Annotated in this window: 11 protein-coding genes and 1 pseudogene; 8 read left to right on the forward strand and 4 right to left on the reverse strand. The window is 46.9% G+C overall.

Features of this window, described 5'->3' with window-relative positions; genetic code table 11:
• Window positions 1–258 precede the first annotated feature (258 nt).
• Genes ecsA through ACY3LV_RS15210 form a run of 3 tightly spaced genes read left to right on the forward strand, consistent with a single transcriptional unit; the run spans window position 259 to window position 2,953 of the window.
• Window positions 259–1,002 (forward strand): ABC transporter ATP-binding protein EcsA, encoded by a 744-nt coding sequence (ecsA, locus tag ACY3LV_RS15200; protein ID WP_333518300.1) that lies wholly within the window; start codon window positions 259–261, stop codon window positions 1,000–1,002.
• On the forward strand, window positions 995–2,221 hold the full coding sequence (gene ecsB, locus ACY3LV_RS15205) for an ABC transporter permease EcsB (protein ID WP_464864087.1): 1,227 nt from the start codon (window positions 995–997) through the stop codon (window positions 2,219–2,221). Before ecsA ends, ecsB begins: the two co-directional genes overlap by 8 nt.
• A 21-nt stretch (window positions 2,222–2,242) precedes the next feature.
• Window positions 2,243–2,953, forward strand: a complete 711-nt coding sequence (locus ACY3LV_RS15210; RefSeq protein ID WP_464864089.1) for an EcsC family protein — start codon at window positions 2,243–2,245, stop codon at window positions 2,951–2,953.
• 16 nt (window positions 2,954–2,969) lie between these two features.
• On the opposite strand, the gene sndC is transcribed toward ACY3LV_RS15210, so the two are convergent.
• From sndC to hmoB, 4 genes and pseudogenes are all read right to left on the reverse strand, one after another.
• The gene (sndC, locus tag ACY3LV_RS15215; protein WP_464864091.1) at window positions 2,970–4,160 is read right to left on the reverse strand and encodes an N-acetyl amino acid acetylase SndC; all 1,191 of its coding nucleotides are present in this window, start codon (window positions 4,158–4,160) and stop codon (window positions 2,970–2,972) included.
• Window positions 4,161–4,229: 69 nt separating this feature from the next.
• A complete protein-coding gene (locus tag ACY3LV_RS15220; RefSeq protein ID WP_464864092.1) occupies window positions 4,230–5,621 on the reverse strand; it encodes a hypothetical protein in 1,392 nt (463 codons plus the stop codon).
• Between the two features lie 68 nt (window positions 5,622–5,689).
• Window positions 5,690–6,010 (reverse strand): annotated as a pseudogene (locus ACY3LV_RS15225) (hypothetical protein).
• 43 nt (window positions 6,011–6,053) lie between these two features.
• The gene (hmoB, locus tag ACY3LV_RS15230; RefSeq protein WP_333561983.1) at window positions 6,054–6,554 is read right to left on the reverse strand and encodes a heme-degrading oxygenase HmoB; all 501 of its coding nucleotides are present in this window, start codon (window positions 6,552–6,554) and stop codon (window positions 6,054–6,056) included.
• A gap of 121 nt (window positions 6,555–6,675) precedes the next feature.
• Between hmoB and ACY3LV_RS15235 the strand changes: the two genes are divergently transcribed.
• From ACY3LV_RS15235 to ACY3LV_RS15255, 5 genes are all read left to right on the forward strand, one after another.
• Window positions 6,676–8,820: a transglycosylase domain-containing protein gene (locus tag ACY3LV_RS15235; RefSeq protein WP_464864093.1), complete on the forward strand. Its 2,145-nt coding sequence runs from the start codon at window positions 6,676–6,678 to the stop codon at window positions 8,818–8,820.
• A gap of 120 nt (window positions 8,821–8,940) precedes the next feature.
• Window positions 8,941–10,002: a uroporphyrinogen decarboxylase gene (hemE, locus tag ACY3LV_RS15240; protein WP_148964172.1), complete on the forward strand. Its 1,062-nt coding sequence runs from the start codon at window positions 8,941–8,943 to the stop codon at window positions 10,000–10,002.
• 71 nt (window positions 10,003–10,073) lie between these two features.
• Window positions 10,074–11,006: a ferrochelatase gene (hemH, locus tag ACY3LV_RS15245; RefSeq protein ID WP_464864094.1), complete on the forward strand. Its 933-nt coding sequence runs from the start codon at window positions 10,074–10,076 to the stop codon at window positions 11,004–11,006.
• Window positions 11,007–11,020: 14 nt separating this feature from the next.
• A complete protein-coding gene (gene hemY / locus ACY3LV_RS15250; RefSeq protein WP_333518292.1) occupies window positions 11,021–12,433 on the forward strand; it encodes a protoporphyrinogen oxidase in 1,413 nt (470 codons plus the stop codon).
• Window positions 12,434–12,568: 135 nt separating this feature from the next.
• The gene (locus ACY3LV_RS15255) at window positions 12,569–13,144 is read left to right on the forward strand and encodes a TetR/AcrR family transcriptional regulator (protein WP_148964175.1); all 576 of its coding nucleotides are present in this window, start codon (window positions 12,569–12,571) and stop codon (window positions 13,142–13,144) included.
• Window positions 13,145–13,154 lie beyond the last annotated feature (10 nt).

Consider the following 13,154-nt stretch of genomic DNA (forward strand, 5'->3'; position numbering starts at 1 on the left):
CTTCATAGAAGAATTCATCAAGTTCAGTGAAGAGAAAAGGTTTGAGCATTGGACATGTTTATTTTCTATCCAACTGTATCTAAGACGTCTTTGACAAACACCTCATTTTTCAGTTGATATGCTTTTCCTCTACAACCATTATGATGTCCGGAAACCTGTCTCTTTATGACAGCAAATTCATCATTTGTTAAAAGGGAATTGTTTCAAATCATGCTTTGTTTTTGGTACTATGAAGAAAACAATATAAGGGGAGAAACTATGTCTCTGCTATCGGTAAAGAACTTGACCGGCGGGTATACAAGAAATCCGGTTTTGAAAAACGTATCATTCACCCTTGAACCGAATCAAATTGTCGGTTTAATCGGGCTGAACGGTGCGGGTAAAAGTACAACAATCAGACATATCATCGGGCTGATGGACGCGCATAAAGGATCAATCGAATTAAATGGGAAAACCTTTGCTGAGGATCCGGAAGGCTACCGCTCACAATTCACCTATATACCTGAAACACCTGTTTTATATGAAGAGCTGACGCTGATGGAGCATCTGGAGTTAACAGCGATGGCATACGGTATCTCAAAAGAAACGATGGAGAAAAGGCTGCCGCCGCTTTTAAAGGAATTCCGAATGGAAAAGAGGCTGAAGTGGTTCCCGGCTCATTTTTCTAAAGGAATGAAGCAAAAGGTTATGATTATGTGCGCATTTTTGGCAGAGCCCGCGCTCTACATCATTGATGAGCCTTTTCTAGGACTTGATCCGCTTGCGATTAACGCGCTGCTTGAGCGGATGAATGAAGCGAAAAAAAGCGGGGCGAGCGTGCTGATGTCAACGCACATTTTGGCAACCGCAGAGCGCTATTGTGATTCGTTTATTATTTTACATAACGGCGAGGTGCGAGCGCGCGGCACGCTGTCCGAACTCAGAGAGCAGTTTGGAATGAAGGACGCGGCGCTGGACGATTTGTATCTTGAACTCACAAAGGAAGACGCTGGCCATGAATAATATGCTTGATATTTGGCAGTCGCGGCTGCAGGAGCATATCAAAGAAACAAGGACGTATATGAAATATATGCTCAACGATCACCTTGTCATTGTTTTGATCTTTTTTCTCGCGGGCGCTGCAAGCTGGTACAGCAAATGGATACGTGACATTCCCGCTCACTTTCCGTCCTTCTGGGTGATGGCCGTACTGTTTTCGCTCGTGTTGACAAGCTCTTATGTGCGGACGCTGTTGAAAGAGGCTGACCTTGTCTTCTTATTGCCGCTTGAAGCAAAAATGGAGCCTTACTTGAAGCAGGCGTTTGTCTACAGTTATGTGTCTCAGCTGTTTCCGCTGATTGCACTGAGCATTGTTGCAATGCCGCTTTATTTCGCTGTCGCACCGGGGGCTTCGCTCGCATCGTATGCGGCAGTTTTTGCCCAGCTTTTGCTGCTGAAAGCGTGGAATCAGGTGATGGAATGGCGCACGACCTTTCAGAATGACCGAAGCTTAAAACCGATGGATGTGATCATTCGCTTTGCGGCGAATACGCTCGTTCTTTATTTTGTTTTCCAATCTGTCTATATGTATGCGCTTGTGGTTTATGTCATTATGGCAGGTCTTTATCTCTATATGTCTTCCTCAGCAAAACGGAAAACGTTTAAATGGGAGAGCCATATTGAGTCCGAATTGAGACGCAAGCAGCGTTTCTACCGAATTGCCAACCTGTTCACTGATGTGCCGCATTTACGAAAGCAAGCGAAACGCAGGACGTATCTCGACTTTTTGCTGCGTCTCGTGCCGTTTGAACAGCGCAAAACGTTTGCCTACATGTTCACCCGGGCCTTTTTACGTTCAAGTGATTATTTGGGCATCCTCGTCAGATTGACGGTCATTTTCGCGCTGATCATTATGTATGTGTCGGCAAGCCCGCTCATTGCAGGGGTTTTGACCGTGTTTACCATTTTTATTACGGGCGTTCAGCTTCTGCCGCTGTTCGGCCACTTTGACCATTTGGCGCTTCAAGAGCTTTACCCTGTGAAAACAGAAACGAAGCTGAAAAGTTATTTCTCTTTATTAAAAACGGCACTTAGCGTACAAGCGCTGCTGATGTCTGCTGCTTCTGCCTATGCTGCCGGCTTGACAGGGTTTCTGTACGCGCTGATCGGTTCTGCCGTCTTGATTTTTGTTATTATGCCTTCTTATATGACAACCAGACTGAAAAAACATGGAAAGCTGTGAGCTTAAAAAGGGGTAGGTCAAATGACAGACAACCAGCTGCTGATGCATGAAGCCCTTCAATGGAAAATGCATTTTTTGCGAAAAGATTCCATGTTTGAACGCTTTTCAAAGCGTATGCAAACGAAGGTGAATGAGCGGATTCCGGAAAAAATTCATGCGGCCGTCACCGAAAGTGTGAAAAAAATGGTGGAAGCGACGATGGCCGGCTCCAATATCATCGCCTATAAGAAGGATACAAGCGCACTTTCGCTCAGCGAAAAAAACGAACTGGCGAAAAAAACGATTGCTTCTTATCAGAAAGTGGCCGCTGCTGAGGGAGTCGGTATCGGAGCGGGCGGCATTTTTTTAGGGATTGCCGATTTCCCGCTGCTGCTTTCGATTAAGATGAAGTGTTTATTTACCTTATCCTCAATTTATGGCTTTGATGTGAAGGATGCACAAGAAAGAATGTTTTTGCTGCTTGTATTTCAGCTCGCGTTTTCGAGTGATGACTGCCGCAAATCGCTTTTTTGTGTCATCGACAATTGGGAGACGGAGAAAAAGAGTATCGACTGGAGAGTGTTCCAGCAGGAATATCGCGATTATATCGACGTCGTAAAGCTTTTGCAGCTTTTGCCCGGAGTAGGTGCGGCAGTCGGCGGCATTGCCAATTATAAGCTGCTTTCTCAGCTTGGCGAGACGGCAAGACACGTTTTTCATATGAGAATTACAAAGGAAACAGCCGGAGAATAAACACTCCGGCTGTTTTTTATAGTGTATGATAGGTGATCGCGGCGCCCGCAAGCACCTTTGCTGCTGTCAGCATTGCTTTTTCATTGATATCGAATTTCGGATGGTGGTGGGGATAGACGCGCTCTGGCTGTTCAGGAGCGGCACCAGTAAAGAAAAAAGTGCCTTTGACGTTTTGTAAGTAGTAAGCAAAATCCTCGCCGCCCATTTGCGGTTCACCGTCAATGACCTGCTGAACGCCCTCCGTGTTCTTTGCGCTTCTGACCAAGTGGCTCGTTTCTGCAGGATGGTTCACAACAGCCGGATAGCCCCGTTCATAGTTGTACTCATAGGACGCGCCGTGCATGCTGCACACTCCTTTTACAACTGCTTCAATTTCTTTCTCCAGAACGTTGCGGACACTTTCGTCAAATGAACGCGCTGTGCCGATGAGTGTGGCTTGGTCTGCAATGACATTAAACGGGTTGTCGGCGATAAAAGAGCCTGTCGAAATGACGGCGGAACGAATCGGATTAACTTTGCGGCTGACAATGTGCTGTAAAGAGGAAACGATTTGCGAGCCGATCAGGACGGCGTCTTTTGTATCGTGCGGGTGAGCGCCGTGGCCGCCCTTACCGCGGATTTTTATCGTAAATCGGTCCGCCGCCGCCATCACGGCGCCGGGGCGGCAGAGAATGGTTCCGAGCGGCTCAGTCGCCCAAAGGTGCGTGCCGAATATCACATCTGCATTTTCAAGACAGCCGTCATCAATCATTGGCTTTGCGCCTCCCGGATAATATTCTTCCGCATGCTGATGGATTATCACAAATGTTCCCTTCAGTTCATGTCTGTTTTGGTGAAGGACCTTTGCCACTGCGAGAAGAGCTGCCGTATGGCCGTCATGGCCGCATGCGTGCATGACACCCGGCACTTTGGAGGCGTAAGAAACATCTTTTTCATCTTGAATGGGGAGGGCGTCAAAGTCGGCCCGCAACGCGACTGTTGGGCCGGATTCGCTGCCTTCTATATATGCTAAAACCCCTCTGCCGCCAACATTCGTGCGGATCGGGACGCCTAATGATTCATAATAGGAAGCAATAAATGCGGCGGTTTTTTCTTCTTGAAACGAGAGCTCAGGATACATATGAAAATGGCGCCTGATCTCGACCATTTCTTCAAAACAGCTGTCGAGCTGTTTGTTTATCTCTTTCTGCAGTGTAAATATGGACAAAGCCGCTTCCCCCTTCTTCTATGCTTTTCCATGATTGTATAGAAAAAATCTGAATATTTCAACTTAATTTCAAAGCAATACCATGGCTGCGATAGCTGTCACAGAAAGGCCAATCGCGACGGGAATGAAGTTTTTTCTGGCAAGCTCAAAAGGATCAACTTTGCAAATGGCCGCAGCGGGAATCAGCGCCCATGGGACCAGTGTTCCGCCCCCCACCCAGATGGCAGCTATTTGGCCGAGTGCGGTCAGAACGGCGGGATCAGTATGAAGAGCGGACGAAAAGAGGTGTGCGATAGAGCCTGCGAGAGAAATTCCTGAAAACCCTGATCCGTCGAGGCCGGTTATCGCTCCAACGGCAGTTAGAGCAACGGCGGCAAGCTCCTTTGACATAGGCATCATGCCGGATAAAGCAATGCCGAGATCATTGACAATGCCTTGGGAGCCTTTAGGGAGTGCAGTGCCCAGTATGCTTTCAAAACCTGAGCCGCCAAGGTAAAAGAAAGCGGCAATCGGGATGACGGGACCGAAAACCTTAAAGCCGAACTGGAACCCATCAATAAAATAACTGGTGATTTTTTTAAGCCCTTTTTGCTTATACACGAGAAAATGGACAGTCAGGAGGATGCAGATGGCAGACCCGCCGATTAACGCGGTTGCATCATTTCCCTGTAGATTAAACAAGAGCATGCAGGCGATATCCCCAAGAAAGACAAGCGGAATCAAAAAAGCCAATATGGACCGCAGGCGTTTTGGCAAATACAGCGAGGTGTCTAGTTCGTCAGAAAGCATAGGGGAAAAAGAAGCTGGACCCAGCTGTTTTTTGCGTTCGCGCTGAATCATGATAAAAGCTGCGGTTGTTGTGGTCACACCCATAATCAGCACAAGGGGAATGCTCGCCGAGACGACATCACCGACAGGAAGGCCTGCCGCATCAGCTGTCAGTTTCGGCGCCGCCTGAATGACAAAGTCCCCTGACAAAGCAAAACCGTGGCCGAACAAGTTCATGGCCATGGCTGCTGCAATAGGCGGCAACCCGGCGCGGACCGCCGCCGGGAGCAGGACGGCGCCGATCAAAGCGACACCCGGAGAAGGCCAGAAGAAGAGAGAAATGGCGAACATCAGGCCGCCAATCAGCCAATAGGCAGTGACAGGGCCTTTCACAAGGTTTGCAAAGGGAGAAATCATTGCTTCATTTATCCCTGTTTTTGTTAACAAATCACTCATCGAAACGATAAAACAAATGATGAAAATCGTGGGCAGCAGTTCGCCGGCCGCGTAAATAAAGCTGTGGAATAAACTGCTGACAGAAGCTGAAAGTGAATGGCTGGTCCAAAGCGATATCATGAAAATGCCGAATAAGGAAATAAAGGTCGTATCTTTCCGCAGCAGCATAAATAGGATAATCGCCCCGATAAAAAACACATACAGAATGTGGACAGAAAAAATCCCGACTTCCATCATTGATCACTCCTTCCGCTTCCTACAGATTATTCATAGGCAGGCGGAAGGTGCGGGGACAGAAGGCAGGGTTATGATAGAAGAAGATGAACATTGATCTGTTTGAGCTGCTCAAGCAAATGCTGCTTTAACACTCTATTCGCTTTCTGCTGATGCTCAGGGAAGCATTCAGGAGAAAAAATAACGGCGCCATCAGCCAGCCAGTTTTTTCTGTAGGCGATGATGCTTTCCGATGGTTTTAAAAATGAACCATCCTCGCGCCGCATCTCGTAATCATCAAATCCAAACTGAAAACCGCAGCACGGACAAATTTCATAAGAATGATTCCCTTGCTTATCATATGCCGGTTCAGTCAGTCCCTTAAACCCGCAGACTGGGCAAGTGTACTTCATTTTGCTTTCCCCCCGATAAATAAGCTGCCGGAGATGCCGGCAGCTATTCGACAGCGGAATATGTGGTGACATACGAAGGCCGGGAGAAGATCGACGTGGTGTCAATTCCGGCAGACGTGCCGCGTTTTTTGTGGGCTTCTTTGTATGAACCTGACTGCTGCCAGTCTTGAAAGGCTCTTTCCGTTTCCCACAAGGTCAAAATGACGTACGTATCACTGTCAAGCGGGCGGAGCACACGAATTGCTTCAAAACCGGGCTCGTTTTCTACTTTTCCCGCTCTGTTTTTGAATCTGTTTTCAAACAGCGGACGTCCTTCCTGAGTGACGGCAATATTGTTCAAGACGGCAAAACCGGGATTCTTCATCTCGCCGGCTTGGTCAATCGCTTCATAAGCATGGGGTGCCTGAAAAACGGTATCTCCGCTTGTTTCGTGGATCAAAATCGCGTTTTCCTGGCCCTGCATCAAAAGGATATTTTCCGACGGATGCTTCTTTACGAGCGTTTTTAAAAAATCGGCTGTCCCATATGTAATATAAACATTCATATCAGCCACCTCCTGCTTGCTAGTATATCAAAACAATGGTATAAGTTTCTATTGGCGAGTGCTTCAAACATAATTCCAAACAATTTTTCCCATACTACCTTTAGAAAGGCGAGGTGAGTTTATGTTTAAGGTGAAGAAAAAGAAACTATTTATACCCATCATTATTTTAGTGTTAACTGCTTTTCTCGCTTTAATAGGATATATTTCAATTATTTTTCTCGGGCATTATGTCATAGATGAAAAGAAGCTGATTCTTCATGCCTCTTCAAAAATTGTCGATCAAGACGGAGTGGAGGTTGCCAGCCTGTATACAGAAAATCGTGAGCCGGTCTCGATTAATGAGATTCCGGAGCGGGTCAGAGAAGCGTTTATCGCTGTTGAGGATAAAAGGTTCTATGAGCATCACGGCATTGATGCGAAATCTGTCGGAAGGGCGGTATACCGCGATATATTAGCAGGTGGAAAGGTGGAAGGCGGAAGCACGATCACCCAGCAACTTGCCAAAAATATTTTTCTGACACACGACAAAACGTTTTTAAGAAAAACAAAAGAAGTGATCATTGCGATTAATCTTGAACGGGATTACAGCAAGGACAAGCTGCTGGAAATGTATTTGAACCAGCTTTACTTCGGGCATGGGGTCTACGGCATACAAGCGGCGTCCCACTATTATTTTAATAAGGAAGTAAAAGATTTAACTGTATCCGAAGGCGCGGTTTTGGCCGCTATTCCGAAGGCGCCTTCTACGTATTCTCCTGTTTTGCATCCTGATAAAAGTAAGGAGCGGCGTGATACGATTCTCGGCATGATGAATGACCAAGGCTACATCAGTGCGAAAGAGGCTGTCAGCGCGCAGGGGAGGACGCTCGGTCTGAACGTGAAGAAACAGTCGGAAACACCTTGGTTTGACAGCTATATTGATCTTGTGATTGAAGAGGCGGAAGACAAGTACTCGATTTCCGGAGAGCAGCTTCTTCAAGGCGGATACACGATCAAGGTTCCGCTTGATTCTAAGCTTCAGAAGACGGCTTATCAGGTGATGAAGCAGGGAAGCTACTATCCCGGAACAGACCAGAATGCTGAAGGAAGCGCCGTCTTTATCAATAACAAGACAGGCGGTGTGGAAGCGGCGATCGGCGGAAGAGAATACACATCCAAAGGATACAACCGCGTCACAGCTGCCCGCCAGCCGGGTTCCACATTGAAGCCGCTTGCGGTATACGGGCCGGCGATGCAGGAAAAGAAATTTAAACCATATTCTCTATTGAAGGATGAGCTGCAATCCTACGGAGATTATACACCGAAAAACTATGACAGCCAGTATGAGGGCGAAGTGACCATGTCTGACGCCATTACGTACAGCAAAAACGCACCGGCTGTCTGGACGCTGAATGAGATCGGCGTCGAAACAGGAAAATCTTATTTGAAAGCAAACGGCATCGATATCCCTGATGAAGGCCTTGCCCTCGCTCTCGGCGGTTTGGAAAAAGGCGTTTCCCCGCTCCGGCTTGCAGGCGCGTTTCATACGTTTGCCGCGAATGGAATGTATACTGAACCGTTCTTTATTTCCAGCATAGAGGATGAAGACGGAGAAACAATAGCTGGCCATAAAGAAGAAGGAAAACGGGTATTCAGCAAGCAGACGTCTTGGAATATGACGAGAATGCTGCAGCAGGTGGTCAAAAAGGGAACGGCCGTGTCAGGAACTTATCACGGCGATCTGGCGGGAAAAACCGGCTCTACTTCTTATACAGGCGTCTCCGGCGCGACAAAGGATGCTTGGTTTGCCGGCTATACGCCGAAAATAACCGGGGCTGTCTGGATGGGCTATGATAAAACAGACCAAAACCATTATTTAAAAGGCGGCAGCGCGTATTCGACGAGACTGTTTAAAGATATTTTGACACAGGCTGGAGAAACCGGTGATGTGTTTACGAAGCCTAAAAACGTCAAAGAACTGGAAAGCCCGATTAAGCTGGAGCCGGTCAAAACGCTGGCAGCAGATTACACATTTAAAGCAGCGGGGCTGTTTACCATTGAATTAAACTGGGATGCTCAAGAGGATGATCGGACCGTATACAGAATTTATGTAAATAAGGATGGCAAGGAGTCGCTCCTTGATTCAGTCGAAGGAAAAGACAGCTATGAAATCCCTTATGCCAACTTGTTTTCAGGCGCTTCTTATAAAGTTGTGCCTTATAATACACAGACAAAAAGAGAAGGGGAAGGAACCGATTACGTTCAGCCGAAATTGTTTTCCTCTTAATGGAATTCGGCGATTTTTTGAACATTGAGCCTCATTTCTATACCATTTGCCCAAAACGAGGTATAGTGTAATGGTCAAGAAACACGAACGTATGGTTGCAGTATGAAAGGTGGAAATCAGATGAGTAAACAAGAAACGTTTAACGAGACGTTTTTAAAAGCTGCACGGGGAGAAAAAGCGGATCACACGCCTGTATGGTACATGAGACAAGCTGGGCGCTCACAGCCGGAATACCGTAAGCTGAAGGAAAAGTACGGATTGTTCGAGATTACCCATCAGCCCGAACTATGTGCTTATGTCACAAGACTTCCGGTTGAGCAATACGGAGTCGATGCTGCAATCCTTTATAAAGATATCATGACCCCGCTGCCTTCAATCGGAGTGGATGTTGAAATCAAAAACGGGATCGGGCCTGTGATTGATCAGCCGATCCGGTCTCTGGCGGACATTGAAAAACTCGGACAGATTGATCCGGAACGGGACGTGCCGTACGTGCTAGAGACGATTAAACTGCTTGTCAATGAGCAGCTCAACGTCCCGCTCATCGGTTTCTCAGGTGCGCCTTTTACGCTTGCCAGCTACATGATCGAAGGCGGTCCTTCGAAAAACTACAATAAAACAAAAGCCTTCATGTACAGCATGCCGGATGCATGGGACCTTTTGATGCATAAGCTTGCCGACATGATTATCGTATACGTAAAAGCGCAAATTAAAGCAGGCGCAAAAGCGATTCAAATCTTTGATTCGTGGGTCGGCGCGCTGAATCAGGCGGACTACAGAACATACATCAAACCCGTGATGAACCGGATTTTTACAGAGCTTGCACAGGAGGATGTGCCGCTGATCATGTTTGGTGTCGGCGCAAGCCATCTGGCAGGTGAGTGGCATGACCTTCCCCTCGATGTTGTCGGGCTCGATTGGAGACTCGGCATTGAGGAGGCCAGATCAAAAGGCATCGCCAAAACAGTGCAGGGCAATCTGGACCCGGCCATTTTGCTGGCGCCTTGGGAAGTCATTGAGAAAAAAACGGCGGATATACTGGATCAGGGCCTGAAATCGGACGGTTTCATTTTTAACCTTGGACATGGGGTATTTCCTGACGTCAGTCCTGAGGTTTTGAAAAAACTGACAGCATTTGTCCATAAATATTCACAAAACAAAAAAACGGGTCAATATTCCTAAGCATATCTTTTGGTATCATGATGATATCCTGTCAAAATGTTTGTATCAGATCATTAAAGAGGGTGTAAACAGTGGGTAGAAAGAAAATGGGGCTTCTCGTTATGGCGTACGGCACGCCTTATAAAGAAGAAGATATCGAGCGTTATTATACACATATCAGAAGAGGCAGAAAGCCTGAGCCTGAAATGCTTCAAGATTTGAAAGACAGATACGAAGCAATTGGCGGCATTTCACCGCTTGCCAAAATCACAGAAGAGCAAGCGCACAAGCTTGAACAGCACTTAAATGAGATTCAGGACGAGATTACATTTAAAGCGTATATCGGTCTGAAGCACATCGAGCCGTTTATTGAAGACGCTGTGGCAGAGATGCATAAGGACGGCATCACAGAAGCAGTCAGCATCGTGCTGGCACCGCATTTCTCCACATTCAGCGTGCAGTCCTACAACAAACGTGCCAAAGAAGAGGCTGAAAAACTTGGCGGCTTAACGATTACGTCTGTTGAAAGCTGGTACGATGAACCGAAGTTCGTGAAATACTGGGTTGACCGAGTGAAGGAAACATATGCCTCAATGACGGAGGATGAAAGAGAAAAGGCGATGCTCATCGTATCCGCCCACAGTCTGCCGGAAAAAATCAAAGAATTTGGAGACCCGTACCCGGACCAGCTTCATGAATCGGCGAAATTGATTGCTGAAGGCGCAGGCGTTTCCGAATATGCTGTCGGCTGGCAAAGCGAAGGGAACACGCCTGATCCTTGGCTCGGACCCGATGTACAGGATTTAACACGTGATTTATTCGAACAAAAAGGCTATCAGGCATTTGTATATGTCCCTGTCGGATTTGTAGCGGATCATTTAGAAGTGCTTTACGATAATGATTATGAATGCAAAGTGGTCACTGACGATATCGGCGCAAGCTACTACCGCCCGGAAATGCCGAATGCAAAGCCGGAATTTATTGATGCATTAGCAACAGTTGTATTAAAAAAATTAGGACGTTAAAGAAGGCGATGAACATGAGTGACGGCAAAAAACATGTAGTCATCATCGGCGGCGGCATTACCGGTTTAGCCGCCGCCTTCTATATGGAAAAAGAAATCAAAGAAAAAGATCTGCCGCTTGAGCTGACGCTTGTTGAGGCAAGTCCGAGAGTCGGCGGGAAAATCCAAACTGTCAAGAAAGACGGCTATATCATCGAAAGAGGGCCTGATTCATTTTTGGAGCGGAAGAAAAGCGCTCCGGAGCTTGTCAAAGACTTAGGCCTTGAACATTTACTTGTCAACAATGCGACAGGACAATCCTATGTGCTTGTAAACCGCACCCTGCATCCAATGCCGAAAGGCGCCGTAATGGGGATACCGACAAAAATCGCGCCGTTCGTTTCAACCGGTCTGTTTTCTCTGTCTGGGAAGGCAAGAGCCGCTATGGATTTCATCCTGCCTGCAAGCAAATCAAAAGACGACCAGTCATTGGGAGAATTTTTCCGCAGACGTGTCGGAGATGAAGTGGTTGAGAATTTAATCGAGCCGCTTCTATCAGGCATCTACGCTGGCGACATTGACAAGCTCAGTCTAATGTCGACTTTTCCGCAATTTTACCAGACGGAACAAAAGCACAGAAGTTTAATTCTCGGCATGAAAAAAACAAGGCCTCAAGGCGCCGGCCAGCAGGTGACGGCTAAAAAGCAAGGGCAGTTCCAGACCCTGTCAACCGGTTTGCAGACTCTTGTCGAAGAGATCGAAAAGCAATTAAAGCTGACGAAGATATACAAAGGGACAAAAGTGACCAAGATCAGCCGCGGCGGCGCTGGCTACTCACTCGAGCTGGATAACGGCGTCACACTTGGTGCTGATTCAGTGATTGTGACTGCTCCGCATAAAGCGGCTGCTGGAATGCTTTCAGAGCTTCCTGCCATTTCTCATTTGAAAAATATGCACTCCACATCCGTGGCAAATGTCGCCTTGGGCTTCCCTGAAGGCGCCGTCCAAATGGAGCATGAGGGCACGGGCTTTGTGATCTCAAGAAACAGTGATTTCGCGATCACAGCCTGTACGTGGACGAACAAAAAATGGCCGCACGCAGCGCCGGAAGGGAAAACGCTGCTTCGGGCATATGTCGGAAAAGCCGGAGACGAATCGATTGTCGATCTCTCAGATAACGACATTATCAATATTGTGTTAGAAGACTTAAAGAAAGTCATGAACATAAACGGGGAGCCGGAAATGGCATGTGTCACCCGCTGGCATGAAAGCATGCCGCAGTACCATGTCGGCCATAAGCAGCGCATCAAAGAGCTGCGCGAAGCACTGGCCTCCGCGTATCCGGGTGTCTACATGACAGGCGCTTCTTTTGAAGGTGTCGGAATTCCCGACTGCATCGATCAAGGAAAAGCAGCCGTGTCTGACGCGCTTACCTATTTATTCAGCTGAAAACCTCCGCTATGGCGGAGGTTTTTTTGGTGTGGAATTGTAAAAAATGATTGAATTGATCAATGGATTATGATACATTTGCATATGTACTTAATGACTAAAATGTTCAAACGGTCAGTTTTGAGGTGATATACAATGTCAATAGATCGAAAAAAGCTCATTTTGGAGGCTGCCACAAAGTCTTTCACGCAGTTCGGATATAAAGCGACGACAATGGAACTTGTGGCAAAGCTTGCGAACGTGGGGAAGGGAACTATTTATACTTTTTTCAAAAACAAAGAAGAGCTGTTTGACGAGATTTTCACAACTTTATTAAAGGAAATGAAGCAGAAAGCGGACGAAGCGATGGAGCCGAACCTTCCTTTCCATGAAAATGTGCACAGAGCGCTGTTTGCCATTCTCGAGTTCAGGAAAACACATCAGCTGACGATTAAGATTTTCCAAGAAAATGCTGAAATTGGTACAATGGCCGTTCAGGACGTCATCCAAAAAATGGAGCGTGGTCTTCTATCTTATATGAAAGATAAGATTGAGGACGGAATCGAAAGCGGCGCAATCAAGCCGTGCGACCCTGAGCTGACAGCTTTCGTGATGCTGAAGCTTTATATCGCACTCATTTTTGATTGGGAAAAACAGCATCCCCCGCTTGATAAACAGACAATTGCGGAACTGCTTGAATTGTATGTTGTCAAAGGATTGTCAGCTAACTAGATAATCCTTT

It is taken from the genome of Bacillus sp. 11C (genome assembly GCF_055486375.1).

Coding starts and splice junctions, on each gene's coding strand:
- hmoB (WP_333561983.1), bottom strand. CDS start 6,554: ATGAATGTTTATATTACATATGGGACAGCCGATTTTTTAAAAACGCTC.
- ecsB (WP_464864087.1), top strand. CDS start 995: ATGAATAATATGCTTGATATTTGGCAGTCGCGGCTGCAGGAGCATATC.
- ACY3LV_RS15235 (WP_464864093.1), top strand. CDS start 6,676: ATGTTTAAGGTGAAGAAAAAGAAACTATTTATACCCATCATTATTTTA.
- hemY (WP_333518292.1), top strand. CDS start 11,021: ATGAGTGACGGCAAAAAACATGTAGTCATCATCGGCGGCGGCATTACC.
- ACY3LV_RS15210 (WP_464864089.1), top strand. CDS start 2,243: ATGACAGACAACCAGCTGCTGATGCATGAAGCCCTTCAATGGAAAATG.
- ACY3LV_RS15220 (WP_464864092.1), bottom strand. CDS start 5,621: ATGATGGAAGTCGGGATTTTTTCTGTCCACATTCTGTATGTGTTTTTT.
- ecsA (WP_333518300.1), top strand. CDS start 259: ATGTCTCTGCTATCGGTAAAGAACTTGACCGGCGGGTATACAAGAAAT.
- hemE (WP_148964172.1), top strand. CDS start 8,941: ATGAGTAAACAAGAAACGTTTAACGAGACGTTTTTAAAAGCTGCACGG.
- ACY3LV_RS15255 (WP_148964175.1), top strand. CDS start 12,569: ATGTCAATAGATCGAAAAAAGCTCATTTTGGAGGCTGCCACAAAGTCT.